The sequence below is a fragment of the Cellulomonas humilata genome, assembly GCF_013359775.1.
Taxonomy (GTDB): Bacteria; Actinomycetota; Actinomycetes; order Actinomycetales; family Cellulomonadaceae; genus Cellulomonas; species Cellulomonas humilata.
In genome coordinates, this window is sequence record NZ_JABMCI010000052.1 from 107,324 (window position 1) to 131,657 (window position 24,334).

General features: G+C 72.3%; 20 protein-coding genes. 17 read left to right on the forward strand and 3 right to left on the reverse strand.

The window, feature by feature from the left end; all coding sequences use genetic code 11:
- Positions 1 to 52: 52 nt before the first annotated feature.
- From HP550_RS04830 to HP550_RS04840, 3 genes are read left to right on the forward strand one after another with little or no spacing between them, the layout of a single operon-like run.
- Positions 53 to 955 carry an MmyB family transcriptional regulator gene (locus HP550_RS04830; protein WP_175346454.1) on the forward strand — a complete coding sequence of 301 codons (903 nt, stop codon included), beginning with the start codon at positions 53 to 55 and terminating at the stop codon, positions 953 to 955.
- A 9-nt stretch (positions 956 to 964) separates the two neighbouring features.
- On the forward strand, positions 965 to 2,476 hold the full coding sequence (locus HP550_RS04835) for an outer membrane protein assembly factor BamB family protein (RefSeq protein ID WP_175346455.1): 1,512 nt from the start codon (positions 965 to 967) through the stop codon (positions 2,474 to 2,476).
- A 29-nt stretch (positions 2,477 to 2,505) separates the two neighbouring features.
- Complete coding sequence (locus tag HP550_RS04840) at positions 2,506 to 5,244, forward strand: cation-translocating P-type ATPase (protein ID WP_175346456.1); 2,739 nt, start codon at positions 2,506 to 2,508, stop codon at positions 5,242 to 5,244.
- Here the strand turns inward: HP550_RS04840 and HP550_RS04845 are convergent.
- Positions 5,195 to 6,166, reverse strand: coding sequence for an aldo/keto reductase (locus HP550_RS04845; protein WP_175346457.1), 972 nt, complete (start codon positions 6,164 to 6,166; stop codon positions 5,195 to 5,197). The two genes, HP550_RS04840 and HP550_RS04845, sit on opposite strands and share 50 nt — an antisense overlap.
- A gap of 271 nt (positions 6,167 to 6,437) precedes the next feature.
- Between HP550_RS04845 and HP550_RS04850 the strand changes: the two genes are divergently transcribed.
- From HP550_RS04850 to HP550_RS04910, 13 genes are all read left to right on the forward strand, one after another.
- Positions 6,438 to 6,635 carry a helix-turn-helix domain-containing protein gene (locus HP550_RS04850; RefSeq protein ID WP_175346477.1) on the forward strand — a complete coding sequence of 66 codons (198 nt, stop codon included), beginning with the start codon at positions 6,438 to 6,440 and terminating at the stop codon, positions 6,633 to 6,635.
- A 421-nt stretch (positions 6,636 to 7,056) separates the two neighbouring features.
- Positions 7,057 to 8,013 (forward strand): MetQ/NlpA family ABC transporter substrate-binding protein, encoded by a 957-nt coding sequence (locus tag HP550_RS04855; protein ID WP_175346458.1) that lies wholly within the window; start codon positions 7,057 to 7,059, stop codon positions 8,011 to 8,013.
- Between the two features lie 70 nt (positions 8,014 to 8,083).
- Positions 8,084 to 9,103, forward strand: a complete 1,020-nt coding sequence (locus tag HP550_RS04860) for an ATP-binding cassette domain-containing protein (RefSeq protein ID WP_175346459.1) — start codon at positions 8,084 to 8,086, stop codon at positions 9,101 to 9,103.
- On the forward strand, positions 9,103 to 9,789 hold the full coding sequence (locus HP550_RS04865; RefSeq protein WP_175346460.1) for a methionine ABC transporter permease: 687 nt from the start codon (positions 9,103 to 9,105) through the stop codon (positions 9,787 to 9,789). The genes HP550_RS04860 and HP550_RS04865 overlap by 1 nt, the downstream gene beginning before the upstream one ends.
- Before the next feature lie 40 nt (positions 9,790 to 9,829).
- The gene (locus tag HP550_RS04870) at positions 9,830 to 10,396 is read left to right on the forward strand and encodes a GNAT family N-acetyltransferase (RefSeq protein ID WP_175346461.1); all 567 of its coding nucleotides are present in this window, start codon (positions 9,830 to 9,832) and stop codon (positions 10,394 to 10,396) included.
- Between the two features lie 178 nt (positions 10,397 to 10,574).
- Complete coding sequence (locus tag HP550_RS04875; protein WP_175346462.1) at positions 10,575 to 10,889, forward strand: SemiSWEET family sugar transporter; 315 nt, start codon at positions 10,575 to 10,577, stop codon at positions 10,887 to 10,889.
- A gap of 344 nt (positions 10,890 to 11,233) precedes the next feature.
- The gene (locus tag HP550_RS04880; protein ID WP_175346463.1) at positions 11,234 to 12,178 is read left to right on the forward strand and encodes an ice-binding family protein; all 945 of its coding nucleotides are present in this window, start codon (positions 11,234 to 11,236) and stop codon (positions 12,176 to 12,178) included.
- Positions 12,175 to 12,828 (forward strand): class F sortase, encoded by a 654-nt coding sequence (locus HP550_RS04885; protein ID WP_246280538.1) that lies wholly within the window; start codon positions 12,175 to 12,177, stop codon positions 12,826 to 12,828. The genes HP550_RS04880 and HP550_RS04885 overlap by 4 nt, the downstream gene beginning before the upstream one ends.
- Before the next feature lie 112 nt (positions 12,829 to 12,940).
- Complete coding sequence (locus HP550_RS04890; protein ID WP_175346464.1) at positions 12,941 to 13,420, forward strand: cation:proton antiporter domain-containing protein; 480 nt, start codon at positions 12,941 to 12,943, stop codon at positions 13,418 to 13,420.
- Between the two features lie 3 nt (positions 13,421 to 13,423).
- The gene (gene adhE, locus HP550_RS04895; protein ID WP_175346465.1) at positions 13,424 to 16,105 is read left to right on the forward strand and encodes a bifunctional acetaldehyde-CoA/alcohol dehydrogenase; all 2,682 of its coding nucleotides are present in this window, start codon (positions 13,424 to 13,426) and stop codon (positions 16,103 to 16,105) included.
- A 160-nt stretch (positions 16,106 to 16,265) separates the two neighbouring features.
- A complete protein-coding gene (locus tag HP550_RS04900; RefSeq protein ID WP_175346466.1) occupies positions 16,266 to 16,793 on the forward strand; it encodes a hypothetical protein in 528 nt (175 codons plus the stop codon).
- Between the two features lie 179 nt (positions 16,794 to 16,972).
- The gene (locus HP550_RS04905; protein ID WP_175346467.1) at positions 16,973 to 17,101 is read left to right on the forward strand and encodes a molybdopterin oxidoreductase; all 129 of its coding nucleotides are present in this window, start codon (positions 16,973 to 16,975) and stop codon (positions 17,099 to 17,101) included.
- Between the two features lie 64 nt (positions 17,102 to 17,165).
- Positions 17,166 to 18,386 (forward strand): pyridoxal phosphate-dependent aminotransferase, encoded by a 1,221-nt coding sequence (locus tag HP550_RS04910; RefSeq protein WP_175346468.1) that lies wholly within the window; start codon positions 17,166 to 17,168, stop codon positions 18,384 to 18,386.
- 12 nt (positions 18,387 to 18,398) lie between these two features.
- On the opposite strand, the gene HP550_RS04915 is transcribed toward HP550_RS04910, so the two are convergent.
- Both HP550_RS04915 and HP550_RS04920 read right to left on the reverse strand, forming a co-directional pair.
- Positions 18,399 to 21,503 (reverse strand): Ig-like domain-containing protein, encoded by a 3,105-nt coding sequence (locus HP550_RS04915; protein ID WP_175346469.1) that lies wholly within the window; start codon positions 21,501 to 21,503, stop codon positions 18,399 to 18,401.
- A gap of 209 nt (positions 21,504 to 21,712) precedes the next feature.
- Positions 21,713 to 23,014: a multidrug effflux MFS transporter gene (locus HP550_RS04920; RefSeq protein ID WP_175346470.1), complete on the reverse strand. Its 1,302-nt coding sequence runs from the start codon at positions 23,012 to 23,014 to the stop codon at positions 21,713 to 21,715.
- Positions 23,015 to 23,085: 71 nt separating this feature from the next.
- Here HP550_RS04920 and HP550_RS04925 point away from each other — a divergent pair, with 71 nt between their 5' ends.
- Positions 23,086 to 23,826 (forward strand): SOS response-associated peptidase, encoded by a 741-nt coding sequence (locus HP550_RS04925; RefSeq protein ID WP_175346471.1) that lies wholly within the window; start codon positions 23,086 to 23,088, stop codon positions 23,824 to 23,826.
- Positions 23,827 to 24,334: the final 508 nt, after the last annotated feature.

Here is a 24,334-nt window from a genome sequence, read left to right on the forward strand (position 1 = left end):
GTGTACCGACAGCCCACCCCAGGACCGGCGGGCCGACCGTACGGTGGGTTGCGTGGACAACCGCGACGAGGTCAAGGACTTCCTGACCACCCGTCGGGCCCGACTCAGCCCCGCGGACGCCGGCCTGACGGCGTTCGCCCGCAACCGGCGGGTGCCCGGGCTCAAGCGCAGCGAGGTCGCCGACCTGGCGGGGGTCAGCGTCGAGTACTACGCCCAGCTCGAGCGCGGCAATCTCGCCGGGGTCTCCGACAGCGTCCTGGACTCCCTGGCCCGCGCCCTGCAGCTCGACGAAGCCGAACGCACCCACCTCGCCGACCTCGCCCGCGCCGCTGGTCCGGCGACCCGGTCCCGCCGCAGGCCGGCGCCCGGTCAGGTCCGCCCTGGGGTGCAGCGCCTGCTCGACCTCATCGGCGACACCGTGCCGGTCATCGTCAACAACGGCCGCCTCGACCTGGTCGCTGCCAACACCCTCGGCCGCGCCCTGTTCTCACCGGTGTACGCCACACTCCACCCGGCCGGCAGCCCTGCCAACCACGCCCGGTTCACCTTCCTGGACGACCGCGCCCGCGACTTCTGGATCGACTGGGACCGCGCCGCCGACGACGCGGTCTCCCAGCTGCGCACCGAGGCCGGCCGCGACCCCTACGACCGGGCGCTGAGCGACCTGGTCGGCGAGCTCAGCACGCAGAGCGTGGCGTTCCGGAGCCGGTGGGCCGCGCACGACGTCCGCCTGCACCGCACCGGACGCAAGCACGTCCGGCATCCCGTCGTCGGCGAGCTGCACCTGGACTTCGAGGTGCTGGACCTCCCGGCCGACCCCGGGCTCACACTGATCACGTTCAGCACCCCGGCGGGCTCGGCCGACGAGGACAGCCTCCGCATGCTCGCGAGCTGGGGAGCCCCTCGGAGACCTCAGCCCACCGACCCGGCGCAGGACGCAGTGCCCCCTCGGTAGGGTCCGGGAATGGCGCGACGTGGCGAGCTCCAGGACGTGGAGCTCCTCGACGAGGGTGACCTGGTCGCGTATGACCACGCCGATCCCGGTGCCGCTCCGATGCGGCGGGGGTTGCGGACCGCGCTGATCGCCGCCGCGCTGGTGGTCGTCGTCACCCTGGTCGGCGTGCAGTGGGTCGTCTCCGCCCGCGAGCGCGCCGCGATCGCCGCGCTGGCCACCGTGCCCGGGGTGCTCGCCCCGGTCGACGAGCACCTCGACGTCGAGCGCCGCGTGCCCGCGGACGATGCCGCGGGGCTGTTCGGCTTCGGCGGCTGGTCTCTCGAACGTGCCGCGGACGGGTCGCAGTCGTTCACGTGGGCGCCCACCGCCGACGAGGGCTCCGGCTGGACCACCCAGCTGACAGGGCCTTCCCCCGTGCTCGCCCAGTACGACGCCGACGACGTCGTCGCCGGCAGCTACTGCACGCCCGACAACGCGCCAGGCACGGCCCCCAGCACGGCGGGCACCGTCGTCTGCCTCGTCTCGGACGGCGGCTACGTCCTCGACCCCGTCAACGACAGCCTCGTGCGTGTGCCGGCGACGACCACGCAGGTGAGGGTCCTGTCCGCGGCAGACGGCACGATCACCGCGACCTGGCCGGTGCACGTCGGCGACGCCGAGACCGTGTTCGCGGTGCTGGACGACGCCGTCGCCATCGCGTCCACCGCGACGACCGGCACGACCTTGACGCTCCACGACCTCCTCACCGGCGACGCACGCTGGTCGCGCTCGAGCCCGACGCGCGACGGGAGCACCGCCGACACCTTCTCGGGTCTCGCCCTGTCACAGGTGGGCACCGTGCTCGCCTACGCCCCGCCCGATCAGCCGCTGACGCTGATCGACGCCGACGGCACGGTGGTCCGCGAGCTGCCGGGCACGATCGGTGACCGTTTCGGGTTCGTCACGGACCAGCGCGGCCGCGTGTCGCTGCCGTCCGTGGTCGACGGCCGGCAGCGCACGACCCTGCTCGCCGAGGACGCCGAGCCCGCGCACGACGTCACCGTCGACGGCGCCCTGGTCGACGCGGTCGTCGACGACGGCTCCGTCCCCGACCTGCTCCTGACCTACGACCGCGAGCTGCACGCGTGGGACCGGAGCACGGGCGAGCGACGCTGGTCGAACGAGACCGTCATCAGCGCATCCGGCGTCGTGATCATGCGCGGTAGCGTCTTCGTGCTGGCCGCCGGGTTCGTCGCCGCGTTCGACGGGGTCAGCGGCAGGACGCTGTGGGCCACGACGGCCGAGGACGAGGTGACGCCGAGCACGATCTCCACCGACGGCAGCCACCTGCTCGCCACCCTGGAGCCGACGTCGACGGATGGTCAGCCGGTCCTGGTCGCGTACGACCCGGCCGGCGGGGCGGAGGTGTTCCGGGTGCCGTACCCCGCCGGGGTCGGCGACGTCTCGCCCATCAACGGCCGTCTCGTCGGGATCGACACGACGACCGACGGCAACGACTTCGTCTACGTCCTGCTCCGATGACGCCCGCGCAGCCGGGGACCACGGGAAGAATGAACCCCGTGACGATCGCCGCACCCGACGCGCCCTGGTCGATCCCCGCCGCCGACGTGCTGGGCGCGGTCGACGGCTCACCCGACGGGTTGACGGGCGACGAGGCAGCGGCCCGGCTGGCGCGCGACGGCCGCAACGAGCTGCCCGAGCCGCCCAGGCAGTCCACATGGCGGCGCCTGCTCAGCCAGTACGCCGACGTGCTGATCTACATCCTGATCGCGGCGGCGGTCCTGAAGGCGCTCACCAGGGACTGGGTGGACTTCGCGGTCATCGTCGTGGTGATCGTCGCGACCGGCCTGATCGGGTTCATCCAGGAGGGGCGCGCCGCGTCGGCGCTGGCGGGGCTGCGCACCATGCAGTCGCTGCGCGCGCAGGTGCTCCGCGACGGCGACTGGGGCGTGGTCGACTCCGTGACCCTCGTGGTCGGCGACGTCGTGCGGGTGCGCGGCGGTGACCGGGTGCCGGCCGACGTGCGGCTGCTCACCGCGACCCAGCTCCAGGTGGACGAGTCCGCCCTGACCGGTGAGTCGCTGGCCGCGGAGAAGTCCGCCGACGCCACCGAGGCCGGTGCGGGCATCGGCGACCGGACGTCGATGCTGTTCTCCGGCACGATCGTGACCGCCGGCACCGGCGAGGGCGTGGTCGTGACGACGGGGACCCACACCGAGATCGGCCGGATCTCCCAGCTGGTGACCGAGCAGGGCACGACGGACACGCCGCTGGCCCGGCAGCTCGCCCACCTGGGCACGCAGCTCTCCGTCCTGATCGGGGTGCTCGCGGTCGTCATGCTGCTGGTCGGGCGGTTCGTGCACGGCCTGGGGGTGGAGGACCTGGTCTCCGCCGCGATCGGGTTCGCCGTCGCCGCGGTGCCCGAGGGTCTGCCGGCCCTGGTGACGATCACGCTGGCGCTCGGCGTGCAGCAGATGGCCCGGCAGCGTGCGATCACGCGGAAGATGGAGGCCGTCGAGACGCTGGGGTCGACGACGACCATCTGCTCGGACAAGACCGGCACGCTCACGCAGAACGAGATGACCGCCCGCACCGTGGTCACGACTGCGAGCGCGTACGACGTGGAGGGCACCGGCTACGACCCCGCCGGTCGGGTCGTCACCGCCGACGGCAGGACGGCGGACCTGGACGCGCACCCGGACCTCGCCGCGCTCGTGCTCGCGGTCACCCTGTGCAACGACGCCCGCGTCGAGCAGACCGAGGGTGGCTGGCGCGTGGTCGGTCAGCCGACCGAGGGGGCCCTCGACGTGCTGGCGGCGAAGGCGGGCGTGAGCACCGGCGGCACCGTGCGGGTGGACGCGGTGCCGTTCGACTCGGCGCACAAGTTCGCGGCGACCCTCGACGACGTACGCGCCCGACGGGTGGTGCACGCGGTCGGCGCCCCCGACCGCCTGCTCGACCGGTCGGGCACGGAGCTCAGGCCCGACGGGGGCGTCGGGCCGCTGGACCGGGCAGCGTGGGACGAGCGGATCGACGCGCTGTCCGCCCTCGGCCTGCGCGTGCTCGCCGCCGCGGTCCGCCCGGCCGACGGGGTCGACGACATCGCGCTGGCCGACCTCGACGCCGGCTTCACGTTCCTGGGAGTCGTCGGCATCGTCGACCCGCCGCGCCCGGAGGCCACGGCCGCGATCGCGCAGGCCCATGCGGCGGGCATCCGCGTGAAGATGATCACCGGCGACCACCGCGGCACCGCGACCGCGATCGCCCGCGAGCTGGGCATCGCCCCCGCTCACGGCACGGTCCTCGCCCTGACCGGCGCGGACCTGCAGGCCATGGACGACGACGAGCTTCGCGAGGTCGTGCGCGACGTCGACGTGTACGCCCGCGCGTCGCCCGAGCACAAGCTCCGGATCGTCAAGGCCCTCCAGTTCCACGGCGAGGTCGTGGCCATGACCGGCGACGGGGTCAACGACGCCCCGTCGATCACCCGGGCGGACGTCGGCCTCGCCATGGGCATCAAGGGCACGGAGGCCACCAAGGAGGCCGCGGACATCGTCCTGGCCGACGACAACTTCGCGACCATCGAACGCGCCGTCGAGGAGGGCCGGCGGATCTACGACAACATCCGCAAGGCCGTCGTCTTCCTGCTGCCCACCAACGGCGCGCAGTCGCTGGTGATCCTGGTCGCCGTCCTGGCCGGGCTGGCCCTGCCGCTGTCCCCGGTGCAGATCCTCTGGATCAACCTCGTCACCGCGCTCACGCTCTCGCTGACCCTGGCGGGCGAGCCGGCGGAGCCCGGCATCATGACGCGACCGCCGCGCTCGCCGACCGAGCAGGTGCTCTCCTCGCGAGCGATCGCGGTGGTCCTGGTCGCCTCGGTGGTCATCGGCTCCGCGGCGCTGGTCGTCTTCCTCCTCGAGCGCGACCGCACCGGTGACTACGCCGTCGCGCAGACGTCCGCGGTCATGATGCTCGCCCTCGGCCAGCTCGCCTTCCTGCTGAACTGCCGGCTGCTCAACGGGTCCGCCTTCACCCGACGCGTGCTCACCGGCAACCGCAGCCTGTGGGTCTCCGCCGGCGCCCTGCTCGTCCTCCAGCTCGTGTTCACCTACGCGCCGTTCATGAACGCCTGGTTCGACTCCACCCCCATCGGCCTGCACAGCTGGGTGCTGACGGCCGGGATCGCCGCGATGGTCTTCCTGGTGATGGAGGGCGCGAAGGCGGCCCTGCGTGCGCGCGCTACGCGCCCGGGGCGCGGTAGAAGTTCCGCTCCCACCGGTGGCGCGTGATGACGTCGCGCTGGGTGTCGGTCAGCCGGCGGCCGTCGCTCGTGGCGGCGTTGCGCTCGACGTTGCGTACGGTCCGCATCCCGGCGATCACGGTGGACACGGCGGGCTGGTCCAGGACGTAGCGCAGGGCGAGGTCGGGCAGCTCGTCGGTGCTGACGCCCAGGTCGGCGACGAGCGCCTCGACGTGCTGCTCGACCTGCGCCGCGCGGTCGCCGCCGAAGTACCTGGTCCGGAAGTCGCCCTCCGGGAACGTGGAGTCCGCCGTGATGCGCCCGGTCAGCCCGCCCTCGTCCAGCGCGACCCGCACGATCACCCCGACGCCGTGCTCGGCGCACGCGGGCAGCAGGTGCTCCTCGGGCTGCTGGTGCCACGCGTTGACGATCACCTGCACGGTGTCCACCGTGCCGCTGCGCACCAGCTCCAGCGCGTTCTCCGGCTGGTAGTCGTTGATCGAGACGCCGAAGAACCGGATCTTGCCCTCCTGGCGCAGGTCCGTGATCGTCTCGAGCCAGTCGCCTCTGCCCACCCACTCGTCACTCCACACGTGGAACTGGAGGAGGTCGAACGCCTCCAGCCCGGACGCGGCGAGACTGGTCTCGAGGCTGGCGCGGATGTGGTGGCCGGGGAACGTCTCGTCCGGGTGCAGCCCGTCGGGCGCCGGCCAGACGCCGTTCTTCGGCGGGACCTTCGTCGCGACGAGCACGTCCGGGTGGTTGCGCAGCACACCGCCGACGATCCGCTCGCTCTCGCCGTAGCCCCGCGCCGTGTCGATGAGGTTGACCCCCAGCTCGATGGCCCGGTGCAGCGCGGCCACCGACTCGTCCTCGCGGGCCCCGATCCACGCCGAGGCGCCGATGCCCCACGCGCCGTAGCCGATCTCCGAGACGGTCAGGCCGGTGTTCCCCAGCTGGCGGTACTCCATGCGCGCTCCTCGTCAGGTCCGTCCGTCCCCTCGTCGGCGACGCCCGTCCACCCTCTCTCGACGCCGACGGCCGCGCGAGCCGTTTCCCGGGCCTCCCGACCTGCGGATCCGTCGGATCGTCAGGATTTTCTCACCCGGCGGGGGTCCCATGCCGATAGGACCTGTGGGGGCACAGACTCACCGACGCCAGACGGACCGCTCCCCCAGCGGATCCCGTCGCCGCCGCAGGAGGAAGACCGTGACGAGTCAGTACTGCGTCCCGACGCCGACCATGGGCGTCAGCGCCCTCACCAAGCGCGAGCGGGTGGTCCTGGCGCACCTGCGCGAGGACATCACCCTCCAGGACATCGCCGACCGGTTGTGGGTCACCCGCAACACCGTGAAGTCCCAGCTGCGCAGCGCGTACCGCAAGATGGGCGTGTCCACCCGCGTCGACGCCGTGGCCTGGGCCCGCGCCCACGGCATCTGAGCTCCCCGCCGTCCCGCGACGGCCGTCGCGCCGATCCGTGTGACCTGAATCTCACCCGCGCTGGTACACGTTTGACAGTCGCGGAGTGCGTCCGTTTCACTGCCTCCCGGGCGTCCTGACGCCCCCACCCCGGCCGTTCGAGGCACGGGGGGTCGTCGGCTTCCCCGCCGGCGCACGACGAGAGGTCGATCGATGGACACGCGCGTGACCCGCACCCGGACTGCCGAGCCCACTGGGCCGGCCGTCATGTGTGCGGCGCGCCGGTGTGCCTGTCCGACCTGTTGTCAGCACTGACCCGCTGACAGCCCCGCGTGCCCACCGGGCACCCCTGTAGCTCCCCCGCCCGCGCGATCACCCGCGCTTCGCGTCCCCGCACACAGCCACCGGCCGTCGCCGTGACGGTCCGTCCCGAGGAGAACCCATGTCCGAGTCCGTCCCCGTCCTCCCGCCGAAGAGCGGAGGAGGTCGTCGCAACGGCCTCATCGCCGGCATCGTCGTCGTCGCCCTCGTGGTGGTCGGTGCGATCGCGTACTTCGCCACCCGCGGCTCGTCCGACGAACCGACCGCGGACGGCTCGACCGCGCCGACGGTGGTCAAGCTGGGCACCACCGACGTGGCGCAGCCGCACTGGGAGATCCTCAAGGACCTCGCCGCCGAGGAGAACATCGACCTCGAGATCGTCGGTTTCTCCGAGTACACGCAGCCCAACCCGGCGGTGACGGACGGCGACATCGACCTCAACGCGTTCCAGCACATCCTGTATCTGGCCGACCACAACAACAACACGGGCGACGACCTGCAGCCCATCGGGTCGACGCTGATCGTGCCGCTGCCCCTGTACTCCGAGAAGCACACCACGGTCGACGAGTTCACCAAGGGCGAGCAGGTGGCGATCCCCAACGACGCCACCAACCAGGCGCGCGCACTGTTCGTCCTCGAGGGCGCCGGCCTGATCGCCTTCACGGGTGACCCCAGGTCGCCGACGCCCGACGACATCGACACCGCTGCGTCCACCGTCGTCGTGCGCCCCGTCGAGGCGTCGCAGACCGCGGGCCTGATCGGTGACCCCGACATCGCCGGCGTGATCGTGAACAACAACTTCGCCTCGGACGCCGGGTTCGACCTCGACGGCTACGTGTACGCGGACGACCCGAGCTCGGCCGGCGCCCAGCCGTACATCAACGTCATCGCGGCCCGCCCCGAGGACGCCGACAACCCGGTGTACCAGCGGATCGTCGAGCTCTACCACGACCCGTCGGTGACCGAGTCGGTCGTCGAGTCGTCGGGCGGCACGGCTGTCATCGTGGAGGGCTACGACGCAGCGAAGCTGCAGCAGGTCCTCAAGGACACCCAGGCGAACCTCAAGGCCGCCGGCTGACCCACCGCTCCCGGGCAGGGGCATCCCCGACGTCTCCTGCCCGGGAGCACCCCGCCCCGAGAGGCTGCGCGTGTCCCCCATCATCGAGTTCCGTGACGTCAGCAAGGTCTTCCCGTCCCCGTCGGGCCCCATCCGCGCGGTCGACGGCATCGACCTGACCATCGAGGCCGGCGAGGTCTTCGGTGTCATCGGCTACTCCGGTGCGGGGAAGAGCACGCTGGTCCGGCTGATCAACGGGCTGGAGCGGGTCACGTCGGGGCAGCTGGTCGTGGACGGCTCCGACGTCGCGACCCTCACCGAGCGCCAGCTCGAGCTCAAGCGCCGCGACATCGGCATGATCTTCCAGCAGTTCAACCTCTTCTCCTCCCGCACGGTCGCCGGCAACGTCGCGTTCCCGCTGAAGGTTGCCGGCTGGCCCAAGGCTGACCGCGACCGCCGGATCGCGGAGCTGCTCGACTTCGTCGGCCTGCTGGACCGCGCGCACTCCTACCCCGACCAGCTCTCGGGTGGTCAGAAGCAGCGCGTCGGCATCGCCCGGGCGCTCGCGGCGTCGCCCAAGATCCTGCTGGCCGACGAGTCCACCAGTGCGCTGGACCCGCAGACCACCCAGGACGTCCTGCGGCTGCTTCGCAAGGTCAACACCGAGCTGGGGGTGACGATCGTCGTGATCACGCACGAGCTCGAGGTGGTCCGCGCCATCGCCGACCGCGTCGCCGTCCTGGAGAACGGCCGCGTGGCGGAGCACGGCTCGGTGTTCGACATCTTCACCAACCCTCAGGCCGAGGTCACGCGGCGGTTCGTGTCGACCGTGGTCCACGACCGGCCGCGCGGCGCCAACCTGGAGCGGCTGCGGCAGACGCACGAGGGCCGCATCGTCACCGCCACGATCGCGGACGGCAGCAGGCTGGGCGCGGTCCTTGCGTCCGCCGGAGCCCTCGGCGTCACGTTCGAGATCGTCTACGGCGGCATCGGCACCCTCCAGGACCAGTCGTTCGGCTCGCTCACCCTGGCCCTCGACGGGTCCGACGACGCCGTCGAGACCGTGGTCGGACGGCTGCGCGAGGTCACCACGATCGAGGAGGCCTCCTGATGCGCGCGGTACTTCCCACGGCCAACGAGTTCGACTGGTCGTTCCACGGCCCGAAGCTCGTCGAGGCGCTCGGCGAGACCCTCTACATGGTCTCCGCGACCCTGCTCATCGGCGGCGTGCTCGGCCTCGCCCTGGGCCTCGCCCTGTACACGACCCGGCGCGGCGGCCTGCTGGCCAACCGCGCTGTGTTCGGCGTGGCCAACCTGCTGGTCAACGTCTTCCGGCCGATCCCGTTCCTCATCCTGCTCATGGTCATCGCGCCGGTGACCGTCGGCCTGATCGGCACCCGGCTGGGCAGCACCGCGATGATCGTGCCGCTGTCGTTCGCTGCGACGTTCGGGGTGTCGCGGATCGTCGAGCAGAACCTCGTCGCCATCGACCCCGGGGTCATCGAGGCGGCGCGCGCGACGGGCGCCAGCCGGTGGCGCATCGTCACCACGCTCGTCGTCCCGGAGGCCCTCGGGCCGCTGATCCTCGGGTTCACCTTCGTCTTCGTCGCCATCGTCGACATGTCTGCGCTGGCCGGCACGCTGGACGGCGGCGGGCTCGGGGCGTTCGCGCTCGACTACGGGTACAAGCGCTGGAACTTCGCCGTCGTGTGGATCACCGTGCTCGTGATCATTCTGCTGGTCCAGGTGGCGCAGGCGATCGGCAACCGCCTGTCCCGCAGGGTCCTGCGCCGCTGACCTCGGGCGGCGTGTCGGCGGCCGGGGCCAGAATGGCGGCATGCCGCAGGACCTCAGCACCGTCCCCTGGCCCGTGCGCACCGCGCGCCTCTCCCTTCGCCCGGCGACGCCCGACGACGCCGACGCCATCTGGCAGGTGCGCCGTGTGCCCGGCGTCGACGAGTGGCTGAGCCACAGCGTCGGCGACCGCGACTCCTACGTCGCCCGCGTCCGCGACCCCGAACGCCTCGCCCTCACCCTGGTGATCGAGCTCGACGGGCATGTCATCGGCGACCTGATGCTGAAGATCGAGGACTCCTGGGCGCAGGGCGACGCCCCGTGCCCGCAGCAGGCGACCCTGGGCTGGGTGCTCGACCCGGCGCAGGGCGGGCACGGCTACGCGACGGAGGCGGTCGACGGGCTGCTCCGGATCTGCTTCGAGCACCTCGGGCTGCGTCGCGTTCGGGCCTACTGCTTCGTGGAGAACGAACCATCCTGGCGCCTCATGGAGCGGCTCGGGATGCGACGCGAGGAGCACAGCGTCCGGGACTCGCTGCACCGCACGCGGGGCTGGCTGGACGGCTACGCGTACGCGCTGCTGGCCGACGAGTGGCTCGCGCGGGTGTGACCCGACCACCCCACGCGTCTCCCCTGCACCCGGCCGGCGCCGCCCGCGACCCCGGTGACGCCCCGGATCTCCCCACCCGATCCGGGCGGGCGGACTGGGGGGTGCACCCGAAGCAGACCGAGCCGCACGCGCTGCACCGTGGACCTCCGGACGGACCGATCCGTGGAGAGGGGGACGCATGGAGCTGCACGTCGAGCTGGTCGGGTTCGTCGCGTCCGTCCTCTCGCTCGTCCTCTGGTGGCCCCAGGCCGTGCGCGTGTGGCGGCTGCGCCACGACGGCAGCGGGCTCGGTGGCGTCTCGATCTCCACGCAGGCGCTGCTGCTCGCCAATGCCGGGCTGTGGGCCGTCTACGCGGTGCTCACGGGTTCGTTCTGGGTGGGAGCGCCCGGCCTGGTGAACGCGCCGCTCGCCCTCACCACGATCGTGCTCGTCCGGCGGTCACGCGTCCCTGCGGACGACGACCGTGCTCCCGCCGTTCCGACAGGTGTGTAGGACTGCGCGGGACGCCGGCCGATCGCGTCCTGGGTCCGGCAGCGCCGCCACCGCCAGGAAACGCCATGGAACGGCGGGGAATTGCGCCCCCGTGAGGCATTTCGCCCGATGTCACCTTTGATGTGGAACAGGCATACCCTTCTCTCAGGGGCGGGCAACAGAAATACCTCGTGAACGCATTTCCGGTACTGCGCGTGATCGGCCCGCCATCGACCCGATCGACTGCCTCCGGTAGCCCCGCCGCCCTCCGCGGCCTCGCTGGCGCAGGTGGAGCCAGGACCCTGGCGCCTCCGCCCGATGCCCGACGTCGCCGTCGCCGCATCCCCTCATCCGGAGGACAGATCGTGCGCACCCAGACCAGCCGCCCCCGCACCCGCACCTTCACCGTCCTCGCCGCCGTCGTCGTCGCCGCAGCCCTCGCGACCGTCCCGTCCGCCGCGCAGGCCGCCCTCGGCACCCCGGTGCCGCTCGGCGCGGGCTCGACGTTCGTGGTGCTCGCCGGGGCGGGGGTCACCAACACGGGGGCCACGACCCTCGGCGGCGACATCGGCACCTTCCCCACCACCAGCATCACCGGGCCGGGGACGATCACCCAGGCGAGCGGCGTGAACCACGGCGGAGACGCGGTGACCCAGCAGGCGAAGACCGACCTCGTCACCGCGTACGACGCCGCGTCCTCCCAGTCGCCCGACCCCCTCGGCGGCGTCGAGCTCGCGGGCCTGACCCTGGAGCCCGGCGTCTACGACACCGGCGGCGTCATCGAGCTGAACGGGAACCTGACGCTCGACGGCAACGGCGACCCGAACGCCGTGTTCGTGTTCCAGTCGCTGTCGGAGCTGCTCGCCGGTGCCGCCAGCTCGGTCACGTTCATCGACGGCGCCACCGCCTGCAACGTGTACTGGCGCGTGCCCAGCTCGGCGACCATCCTGGCGGGCAGCCGGTTCGCCGGGACGATCCTCGCCATGACCTCGATCACGTTCGAGGCGGGTGCCACGCTCGACGGGCGGGCGCTGGCGCGGACAGGAACGGTCACGATGATCACCAACACGATCACGCTGCCGGCCTGCGCGCCCGTCCCCGGTGCAGTCGCCGCGGCGACCCCCGCGCCCGCAGCGGCCGCAGCGGCCGGACCGCAGGTGCCGGTGACCCCGCGCGGCGGCGTCGCGACCGGCGACGGCAGCAGCCTCCCGGCCGCGCCCGTCGACCGCCCGGTGCTCGCCGCGCTCACGCTCCTGGGTGTCGGTGCCGTCGTCCTGCTCGCGGTCCGGCTGCGCCGCGCACGCGGATGAGGTTCGCGCGCCGTCCGGTCACCGCCGGTCCGGTCGCCCTCCTCCTCGCCCTCGCGATCAGCTCCTGCGCGGCCGCCGACCCCGGCACGTCGCCCACGTCGACCGTGATGCCCACGGACTCGGACTCGGCGTCGGCGTCGGTCCACGTGCGCACGACGCCTCCGCCGGTCGCGGCACCCGCCCCCGTGCTCCCGACGGCCATGGCCGCCTCCGTGCCCGTCCGAGTCGAGGCCCCGGCCATCGCCGTCGACTCCGAGCTCATCGAGCTCGGGCTCGAGGACGACGGCACCCTGGAGGTGCCCCCGGGCGCGTTCCCGGCGGGCTGGTTCTCCGGTGCGCCGACCCCGGGCGAGCTCGGCCCGGCCGTCATCGTCGGCCACATCGACTGGGTGACCGGTCCCGGGGTGTTCTTCCGGCTCGCCGAGCTCGCGGTGGGCGACGAGATCTCGGTGAGCCGTGCGGACGGCTCGGTCGCGGTGTTCCGGACGACCGAGGTGACCCGGTACCCGAAGGACGCCTTCCCGACCGCCCTGGTCTACGGGGACATCGACCACGCGGGCCTGCGGCTGATCTCCTGCGGGGGCGAGTTCAACCGGAGCACGGGGCACTACGAGGACAACGTGGTCGCGTTCGCGGAGCTCGTGCCCTGAGCCGCCCGGCCGGGTCGTCGGGGCGCTTGGAGGGTCGCGGAGACCGGCAGCCGTCGTGCAGGGAGGGCCGCCGCGTGCAGCACGTGCAGGTGTCCTCCTGGTCGCCAGGGCCGTGGCCGTCACGGCCGTGTGCCGTCGGCGGGGCCGGCCGGCACCCCTCGTCCTCGTCGCCGTCGCGATCGTCGTGTCGATCGTGCCGGGCGTGCCCCGGTTCGAGATCGACTCGCACGTGCTGCACGAGTTCGTCCTCCCCCCGCTCCTGTACTCCGCGGCGCTGTCCAGCTCGTACCGCGACTTCCGGTCGTCGCTGAACTTGATCACGCGCCGCGGGGTCGGCCTCGTGCTGGTCAGTGCCGCGGCGGTCGCGCTGGCGTTCTGGTGGCTCGAACCGTCCGTGCCGTTCGCCGCCGCCCTCGTGCTCGGCGCGGTCGTCGCACCCCCGGACGCGGCCGCCGCGGTCGCCTCGCGTCGTCATGGGTCACGCCCGTGCGGCGAACCTGAGACGTTCGGCCCATCCATTGGGCACGTCGGGTCCGTAGCGTCGTGGGCAGAGGGTCGCAGAGCGGCCCTACCGGCCTCGACTAGGAGTTGAACGGTGACCGTGACCAAGCCCGACACTGCGATCGACCAGCTGGTGGCGAACGCCAGCAAAGCCCTCGAGGAGTACGCCCGCTTCACGCAGGCGGACGTCGACCACCTGGTGAAGAAGGCGTCCGTCGCCGCCCTCGACAAGCACGGCGAGCTCGCGCTCCTCGCGGTCAAGGAGACCAAGCGGGGCGTGTTCGAGGACAAGGCCGTGAAGAACATCTTCGCGTGCGAGCACGTCACCAACTCGATGTCCACGCTCAAGTCGGTCGGCGTCATCAGCCACGACGAGCTCACCGGCATCACCGAGATCGCCGAGCCCGTCGGAGTCATCTGCGGCGTCACGCCCGTGACCAACCCGACCTCGACCACGATCTTCAAGTCCCTCATCGCGCTCAAGACGCGCAACCCGATCGTCTTCGCCTTCCACCCGAGCGCGCAGGAGTCCTCCGTCGCAGCTGCTCGCGTGGTCCGCGATGCCGCAGTAGCCGCGGGCGCGCCCGAGCACTGCATCCAGTGGGTGGAGTCGCCGTCGATCACCGCGACCAACACCCTCATGAACCACCCCGGCGTCGCGCTCATCCTCGCGACGGGCGGCAATGCGATGGTCCGCGCGGCCTACTCGTGCGGCAAGCCAGCGCTCGGCGTCGGGGCGGGCAACGTTCCCGCATATATCGAGAAGACCGCGAAGCTGAAGCGGGCCGTGAACGACGTCGTGCTCTCCAAGGCGTTCGACAACGGCATGGTCTGTGCGTCCGAGCAGGCGGTGATCCTGGACGACGTCATCTACGACGCCGCGATGGCCGAGTTCGCCATCCTGCACGCGTACCGCGCCAACGCCGCCGAGAAGGCGCTGCTGGAGAACTTCATCTTCGGCGTCGAGGCGGACGGCAAGAACTGCGCCGACGCGAAGCTGAACGCGTCCGTGGTCGGTCAGAGCCCGCAGTGGATCGCCGAGAAGGCCGGCTTCACCGTCCCCGCGGACACCTCGATCATCCTGGCCGAGGTCAGCGGCGTCGGCCCGCACGAGCCGCTGACGCGCGAGAAGCTGGCCCCGGTGCTGGCGGTCCTGCGCGCCGAGTCCACCGAGCACGGCATCACGCTGGCCGAGCAGATGGTGGAGTTCGACGGTCTCGGTCACTCCGCGGCCATCCACACCCAGGACGACGCCCTGACCGAGGAGTTCGGCAGCCGCGTCAAGGCCGTCCGGGTCATCGCCAACGCACCGTCCTCGCTGGGCGGCATCGGCGACATCTACAACTCGTTCATCCCGTCGCTGACGCTCGGCTGCGGCTCGTACGGCTCCAACTCCGTGTCCAACAACGTCTCGGCGGTCAACCTGGTGAACATCAAGCGGATCGGCCGGCGGAACAACAACCTCCAGTGGTTCAAGGTTCCGGCGAAGACCTACTTCGAGCCGAACGCCATCCGCTACCTCGCCGACATGCCCGACGTCGAGCGCGTCACCATCGTCACCGACGCGACCATGACCACCCTCGGCTTCGTCGACAAGATCATCGACGTGCTCGGCCGACGGATGAACAAGGTCGCGCTGCAGATCATCGACCAGGTCGAGCCCGAGCCCTCCGTGAAGACGGTCCAGGCCGGCGCGGCGCAGATGCGTCACTTCAAGCCCGACACGATCATCGCGCTCGGTGGCGGCTCGCCGATGGACGCCGCCAAGGTCATGTGGCTGCTGTACGAGCACCCGGAGATCCAGTTCTCCGACCTCAAGCAGAAGTTCTTCGACGTCCGCAAGCGTGCCTTCAAGTTCCCCGTGCTGGGCGAGCTCGCGCAGCTGGTCTGCATCCCGACGACGTCGGGCACGGGCGCCGAGGTCACGCCGTTCGCGGTCATCAGCGACCCGGAGGCCGGCAAGAAGTACCCGCTGGCCGACTACGCGCTGACCCCGTCGGTCGCGATCATCGACCCGATCCTGACCTCGAAGATGCCGGCCTCGCTGGCGGCGGACTCCGGCTTCGACGCCCTCACGCACGCCACCGAGGCGTACGTCAGCGTCTACGCCAACGACTTCACCGACGGCATGGCCATGCAGGCCGTCCGCCTCATCTTCGAGAACCTCGCGGTGTCGGTGAACGGCAGCCCGACCGACCCGGCCACGCAGGACGCCCGGGAGTCGATGCACAACGCGGGCACGATCGCCGGCATGGCCTTCGGGAACTCGTTCCTGGGGATCGTGCACGCGATGGCGCACGTCATCGGCTCGACGCACCACCTGGTGCACGGCCGCACGAACGCGACCCTGCTGCCGCACGTGATCCGCTACAACGGCACGGTGCCCACCAAGCTCACCAGCTGGCCCAAGTACGAGCACTACGTCGCACCCGAGCGGTTCCAGCAGCTCGCGGCGATGCTCGGGCTCCCGGCGCGCACCCCCGCGGAGGGCGTCGAGTCCTACGCGCTGGCCGTCGAGTCGCTGCGGTCCAAGGTCGGCATCCCCGCGTCCTTCCAGGCGCAGGGCGTGTCCGAGCACGAGTTCATCTCGCGGCTCGACGAGGTGGCGATGGGTGCCTACGAGGACCAGTGCGCCCCGGCGAACCCCCGCATGCCGATGATCGACGACATGAAGGACCTCATGACCGCGGCCTTCTACGGCACCTCCCTGGAGGATGTCCGTGCCCGCCGCAGCGTGCAGGCGACCGACGAGCTGGAACCCCTCCCCGCCGTCTGACCTGCCCGCCCCCGACGCCCCGCCCGCTCACCAGCCGGCGGGGCGTCGGCATGTCGGGGTCCTCGGATCGTCCTCCACCGGGCGTGTCGTCGGCTCGACGGGCAGACTGTGGCACCGGACCCGCCCCTTGTGCCCGCCTGCGCCCCTCCGGAGGACCACGATGCCCACCTCGACGACCCCGACCCGCCGCCGACTCGCCCGCGTCGGCGCTCCCGTGATCGCCGTCCTGCTCGCCGTCGGGCTCTCGGCCTGCTCCGACGCGGACATCGACGAGGCCGCCCAGCAGGCCAAGGACGCCGCCAGCGAGGCGCGCAGCGCGATCGACGACCTGAAGGCGCAGGTGGACGACGCCAAGGCGGAGGCCGATGCCGCGCAGCAGAAGATCGAGGACGTCAAGACGCAGCTCGGCTCGCTCGACGACTCGGCCCGGGCCCAGGCCGACACCGCGGTCGCCGACGCGCAGGCGGCCGTGCAGGACGCCCAGACGGCGCTCGAGCAGGCTCAGGCCGAGGGCGCGGCCGCGTCGCAGCAGGCACTGGCCGACGCCCAGGCACAGGTCGCGGACGCCCAGGCCGAGCTCGAGGCCGCCAAAGCGAACGCCGCCGGGTCCGCGGCCGACTCCCTCGACGAGCTGGCGCAGCAGCTGACCACCCTCGGCGACAAGCTGGAGACCGCCGCCGGCAGCTGAGATCGACGGCCCGGTGTGGCGTCGCGGGGATTCGTTGCACTCCCCCCGTCCACGACCACCGTCGACGAACGACGCAGACGTGTCCTCTGTCGGCGATTCGTTGCGTGCCTGGCGGGTGAAATCCACGCTCGTCGGCGCGGGCGGTTGTACGTGGCACGGTCCGTGCCGATCTTGTAGGTATGGCCGAACGACAGGCGCAGCGGGTTCTGCGGCGACACCACGTGGAGTGGTGGATCGTCGCAGCCTGGGCGTCCCTCGCACTCGTCGTGGTCGCGGGCCTGACCGCCGCGACCGGACTGGTGAGCTGAGCGCTCCCGCTCCCGGACCCGTCACCGACGGGTCCCGCACGAGGCACCGCCTACCCTTCTGGGCATGACAGCGCGCTGGCAGGACGTCGCCCGGGCGACGGGGCTCATGGGCGACGACGGCGTCCCCCGGGCCACCGTGTTCGCCGAGATGTCGGCGCTGGCCGCGCGCACCGGGGCGGTCAACCTCGGGCAGGGCTTCCCGGACGTCGACGGTCCCGCGTCGGTGGCTCGCGCCGCGCAGGACGCGATCGCGGCCGGCGCCAACCAGTACCCGCCCGGTCCGGGCATCCCCGCGCTGCGCGAGGCGATCGTCGAGCACCAGTCGCAGCGATACGCCCTGGCCGTCGACCCGGACCGCGAGGTGCTGGTGACGGCGGGCGCGACCGAGGCGATCGCCGCGACGGTGCTCGCGCTCGCCGGACCGGGCGACGAGGTGCTCACGCTCGAGCCCTTCTACGACTCCTACGCCGCGGTGATCGCCCTGGCGGGCGCGACCCACACCACCGCGCCGCTGCGCGCGACACCGGACGGCTTCCGCCTCGACCTCGCCGCGCTCGACGCCGCGTTCACGCCGCGGACCCGGCTGGTGCTGGTGAACACCCCGCACAACCCCACGGGCACCGTGCTCACGGTCGACGAGCTGACGGCGATCGCCCGGCTGGCCGTCGCGCACGACGCCGTGGTGGTGACGGACGAGGTGTACGAGCACCTGGTGCTCGACGGCTCCCCCGCCGCCCACGTGCCGATCGCGACCCTGCCCGGGATGGCGGAGCGGACGCTGACCATCTCGTCGGCAGGCAAGACGTTCTCGTTCACCGGCTGGAAGATCGGCTGGGTGACCGGCCCGGTGCACCTGGTGACCGCGGTGCGGACGGTCAAGCAGTTCCTCACCTACGTGTCCGGTGCGCCGTTCCAGCCGGCGGTCGCGTTCGCGCTGCGGGACCCCGACGTGGCGGCGTGGGTGGTCGAGCTGGCAGGTTCGCTGTCCCGGCGTCGCGACCAGCTCTGCGCGGGGCTGGAGGACGCCGGGTTCACGGTGGTCCGCCCGCACGGCACGTACTTCGTGCTCGCCGACGCGGCACCCCTCGGGTACGACGACGGCGCCACCCTGTGCCGTGACCTGCCGGGTCTGGCGGGCGTGGTCGGCGTGCCCGTGTCGGCCTTCACGCATGCGGGCTCCGACGTCGACCGTGCACTGCGGTCGTGGGTGCGGTTCACGTTCGTCAAGCGCGACGAGGTGCTGGCGCAGGCCGTCGCCGGCCTGCACCGGCTGCACCGCGGCTGAGCGTCCCCGCGGTCAGCCCCGCGCCGCGACCCGTCGTCGTGCGCGCATGACCACCACACCCGCACCCACCAGGCAGGACGCGAGCAGCACCGCTGCGGCCGGGTCGGCACCGGTCGTCGCCAGGCCCGCCGACCGCGACGGGTCGCCGGGGAGCCGCACGGTCACCGTGAGCGTGGTCGGCCGGGCGGGGGTCGCCAGGGTCGGTGTGACCGGAGCGGACACCACCGGGAGGATCGGGGGCGCCACGACGGCCGACAGCGGCGCGGGGTAGCTGACCGTCATCGCGGCCGTCACGGTCTGCCCCCGGGTGTTGGTCACCTGGTAGCCCAGGTCGGCGTCGCCCTGGAAGCCGGGGACGGGCGTGAACCGGACCTGCCCGCTCACGACGGTCCACACGCCCTCGCCCGGCACGGTCACCGAGCTGACCGGCAGCCCGCCGACGGGATCGAGCAGCCGCACGGAGGGCAGGGCCCAGGCCAGGTGGTCGCCCGGCGCGTCGTTGGTGAGCTCGAGGAGGGTGGTGGGCGTGCCGGGCGCGCCGGTGGCGTGGTCGTCGGACGCCGAGGCCAGCTGGACGGGCGGCGTCACGTGCACGGTGACCGTGGCGCCGACCGTCTGGCCCGCCGCGTCGGTCGCGGTGTAGGTGAACGTGTCCGTCCCGCCCCAGCCGGCCGGCGGCGTGTACGCCCAGCTGCCGTCCGGGTCGACCGTGACCGTGCCGTGGGCGGGCGTCCCGACGGCGGTCACCGTGAGGACCGAGCCGGTGTCGTTGGCCAGGATCCCGGGCGCCGTCCCCGTGCTCGTGACGTTCGGCGGGACGGTGCCCAGGTCGTCGTCCGTGGCGGCAGGGGTGACGACGATCGTCACCGTGGCCTGGTCGGACAGCGGACCGTCCGTGGCGACGTAGGTGAACGTGTCCGTCCCGGAGAAGTCGAGGTCGGGCGTGTAGACCAGCGCGCCGGACGGGTCCAGCGCCACCGTGCCGTGCGTCGGGAGCGAGGGTGTCCCAGCGGTGAGGACCATGCCGAGGTCGTTCCCGAGGACGCCCGGAGCGCCCACCGTGACGGGGGTGTTGACGGTCGTCGTCCACGTGTCGTCGACCGCGAGCGGCGTGACCGTGAGGTGGACGGTCGCGACGTCGGTCTGCCCGTAGTCGTCGGTGACCGTGTAGTCGAACTGGTCCGAGCCGGTGTAGCCGAGCGCCGGGGTGTAGGTGAACGACCCGTCGGGGTTGGTCGTCACCAGCCCGTGCGTCGGGGTGGTGGAGCTGAGCACGGTCAGGCGCGTGCCGGCGTCGTTGGTGAGCACGCCGGCGGCGGGCACGACGAGCGGGGTGTCGATCGGCGTCGTCCCGGCGTCGTCGGCCGCCACCGGGACCGCGGGAACCGGCAGCACGTCGAGCGAGGTCGCCGTGCGCAGCGACGGGAAGTAGGTCCACAGGTCCAGGCCCTTGGCGTCGCCCAGCGTGCCGCCCGTCGCGGGGCAGTGCTGGTTCGCGTTGAGGCCTGCACCGTCGCCGAACGCGCGTGCGGTGCCCGTGCTGTCGACTCCCCCGTCCGGGTCCGCGAACAGCTGCGCGGGCACCGTGCCCGAGAACGCGGGGCACAGGGTGCCCGACGTGAGGTCACCCACGCGGGTGCCGGCGCTCGTGACGTACGTCCGGTCGTCGAAGAAGACGCGCGTGCAGTTGGTGCCGTCGCTCTGCGCCCCCGTGAAGGGGCACCTGCCGTTCGGGGGGTTGAGGAGCGTGATGCTCGGGCCGCCCTGCGTCGAGCTCTCCACGTCGAGCATGGGCGCGTGGTACTCCCCGGCGCGCAGCACGGCCCGCACGGCGTAGCCCGTCTTCACGGGCAGGGCGACGCCGGTGTTGTCGTTGCCGTCCCACGTCACCGTGAACGTGCCCGCGGGCACCAGGCCCCGCAGGGCACGGTTGCCGGGCAGGCCCGGGTCGAAGCTGACCCCGTCGCGGGAGATGACGATCTCGTAGGTCCCGCCGGAACCGGCCTCGAGCGCGAACGTGCCGCCCTGGCCCACGTAGCTGCCGTGGTCGGTGGCCAGACCGGTGAAGTCGACCGCGCTGAGGGTCGGAGGCACCGGCGTCGCCGGGATGCCCAGCGCGGTCAGGGTCTCGGTGGCCAGCGGCTCGAACGACAGCGGGTACTGGGGCGCGGCCAGGTGCACGCCGCCGTCGAGGGCCGGGAGCATCTGCGGACCGCTGCCGGTGCCGACGACGTCGTGATTGAGCGGTGTCGTGCCGTCGGCGTCGAGGAACCCCTCGCGGTTGCCGTAGAAGACGAAGCCGTTCGGGTCGAACCCGCGCGTGTCCACCGCATACCGGTAGCCGTCGAGCGTGTTGAGGAACAGGCGCATGCTCACCGGTCGCGGGTTGCCACCCGTGAACCCGGCCAGCACGTACGTCAGGGCGCGGCCGGGGATGTCGTCGACCGACGCCGGGGCCGCGTCGCGGACCGTGAGGTCCCACGCGTTGATCGCCGAGCCTGCGGCGGCAAGGAACCCGCCCACCGGGTCGAGGTGGCGGTCCGGGGTGCCGTCCGCCGCGTTGCCCGAGCCCGCCGCGCCGTAGAACGCCACGCGGTACAGGCCGGTCGTGGGTGCCGTGTAGACGCAGGGCACGTAGCCCGCCGTGTTCTGCGTGCCGTCGGCCGACCGGGCGCCGGCCAGCTCCTGGGCGCGCGTGCTCAGCTTGCCGACGAGGCTCGTGGCATCCGGCCGGTGCGCCGCGCAGCTGAACCCGTTGGTCCCGTCCACCACGGCCGGCAGGGTGGCCGCCTCGGTGTCGGTGATCTGCCCCGGGTTCCAGATGGCGATGTCGGCGGTGCCCGTACCCATCGACGACGAGCCCGTGAGGATCCGCTCGCCCGCCCGCGCGAAGACCGTGAAGAGCGTCCGTCGCCGGATCTGCGTGTCCCCCGCCGGCCCGTACGCGTTGGTCCGCCACTCGAGCGCGGCACGGCACGGGTGCGTGGCGTCGCAGGGGGCGTCGGCCGCCCCGACGCGCGGGAACAGGTCGCCGCTGCCCGACGCGAGAGCGGGCGCAGCCGCACCGCCGAGCGCGAGCACGGCGACGAGGAGGCTGAGCGCGAGGCGACGCAGCATGGGGTCCGGGTCCTTCCAGCGGCCCCACGCGCTCCCGGTTGTCTCCAGGCGCGCAGCAGTTCGAGGCTGTGGTCGACGCGCACGCTAGAGACCTGGACGACCGTCCGGCAGGGCCGGACGTGTCGGACGGGCGTCCAGGTGCGATATCACCCACCCGAGATGTCCGGCGACGAGCGAAAGGCCTGATCAGGGCGTCACCCGATCGTGGATCAGACGGTCCAGGCTCCGTCGCGGTGGTACGCCGGCGTGGCCAGCGCGAGCACCAGGAGGGCCGCCACCGAGGCGCCCACCATGACCGCGGCCATCGCGACCGCATCGCCCCCGAGCAGGCCCGACAGCGGGCTCACGATGCCGGAGACGCCCGCCTGCGTGGCCCCGATGACAGCCGCCGCGGTACCGGCGACCTCGCCGTGCCGGCTGAGCGCGAGGGCGGAGGCATTGGGCGGCACGAAGTTGACCATCGCGAGGATGAGCCAGAGCACCACCAGCAGCGCGATGAGCCCGCCCCAGCCGGTGATCGCGATCGCCAGCAGGACGAGGGTGAGCCCCAGCGACACGGGCAGGACGACGCGCACGATCCGGATCGGGGCGACGCGGCGCACCAGGGCGGCGTTCACCTGCGCACCGGCCACCAGGCCGACCCCGTTGACGGCGAACAGCAGGGAGAACTGGTGCGCGGACAAGCCGTAGCCCTCGCGAAGCACGAACGGCGAGGCGACGACGTAGCTCATGAGCACCGCGACCCCGAGGCCGGGCAGGATCGCCAGCGCGACGAAGTGCCGGTCCCTGAACAGCTTCCGGTACCCCGACAGGGCGGACTTCAGACCGCCCTCGCGACGCCGCTCGGGGGGCAGCGTCTCGGGCAGCCGACGCCACACGACGACCCACAGGACGACCCCGAAGATCGCCAGCGCCCCGAACACGCCGCGCCAGCCCCACTGCCCGGCGATGACCCCGCCGATCGACGGGGCGAACAGCGGCGCCACCCCGATGACGAGCATGAGGCGGGACATCAGGCGCGAGGCGTCCGAGCCCACGAACCGGTCCCGGATGATCGCCATGGCGACCACGCTGGCCGACGCGTTGAAGAACCCCTGCATGGTGCGCAGCGCGATCAGCGGCACGATCGCCGGCGCGACGGCGCACAGGATCGACGTCACCACGTGCAGCGACACCCCGACCAGCACCGGCTTGCGGCGGCCGAACCGGTCGGAGAGCGGGCCGATCACGAGCTGACCGACGGCGCCGCCGATGAGCATCGCGGTCATGGTCAGCTGCGCGGCCGTGGCCGAGGTCTTCAGGTCCCGGGCGACGTCCGGGAGCGACGGCAGATAGATGTCGGTGGAGATGGCCGGCAGCGCGCACATCAGGCCCAGCAGCAGCACGTACTTGGCGTTGGGCCGGTACTGCGGGGCCGGCGGGGAGTCGACGGTCGGCACCACCCCGGGGGGTACGACACCCGTGACCGGCACGGGGCCGGTCAGCGCAGGAGTGGTGGGGCGCGAGCTCATCGGGTCGATTCTCCCACAGAAAACGAATCGATTCGATCCGAGCGTGGGTGACGCCTGGCACGCTGGTACCCATGTGTGGTCGCTATGCCTCCTTCCGTGAGGACCAGGCGCTGGCCGACGAGTTCGCCATCGCCACTGTCGCCGACGACGTCCGGCTGCTCGGCCCGTCCTGGAACGTCGCCCCGACAGACGGCGTGCGCATGGTCGTCGAGCGCGCCGACAAGGAGACCGGGGAGATCACCCGCCAGCTCCGCGTGGCGCGCTGGGGACTCGTGCCGTCGTGGGCGAAGGACATCTCCGTGGGCAACCGGATGATCAACGCACGCGTGGAGTCGATCGCGGACAAGCCGGCGTTCGCCCGCGCGTTCGCCGTGCGCCGGGCACTCCTGCCGGCCGACGGCTACTACGAGTGGAAGAAGCCTGCGCCCGGCGCGACCAGCAAGCGCAAGCAGCCGTACTTCCTGCACCCCGCCGACGGCGACGTCGTGGCACTCGCCGGCCTGTACGAGTTCTGGAAGGACCCCAGCAAGGCCGACGACGACCCGGCGCGCTGGGTGGTGAGTGCCACGGTCATCACGCGCCCGGCCTCCGACGAGCTGGCGCACATCCACGACCGGCAGCCCCTCATGCTGCGCCCCGATGCCTGGTCGGCCTGGCTCGACCCGGCAGTCGGCGCAGCGGGCGCGATGGAGCTGCTGGAGGCCCCGGCACCGGACATCGTCGCCACCCCGGTCTCGACGGCAGTCAACACGGTCGCCAACAACGGCCCCTCCCTGGTCGACGAGATCGCCCCGGAAGCCGAGCCCGCCTAGCGAGCGGTAGCACCCGTCCATCCGGTCCGTCGCTCCCGCCCCCGACCCCGCCCCGGCCCCGGCCCCGGCCCCGGCCCCGGCCCCGGCGTCAGCCTGCCGTTCTGTCCGGCAAGGCAGCTCCGCACGACTGGACTGCAACTCCCCGCTCCCCTTCTCGACTGCGCCTCCCGCCCCACGTCGTGTCGGCGAGCGGGGGCGATCGCTATCAGCGGTCGGGTGGGTGGTCGTCGGGGCATTGATGGTCTGCCCGCGGTGGTTGCGGAACACGTACCGCAGAGGTGCCCGTCCGGTGGTGGGCGCGTCGACGCCCGGACCCGCCGCAACGCCAGCACTCGAGGATTCCCGGAGTACCGCCTTGGCGCGCTGTCGGCGGGTCCACCCTGGGGGTTTCTCCAGGCGGGTGATGCTCAGGTTGAGTCGGTGGACCTCGGTGTGGTGGTGCTTGCACAACACCGCGGCGTTGCTGAGAGAGGTGGCACCTGTGTCTCGGTCCCACCAGCGGATGTGG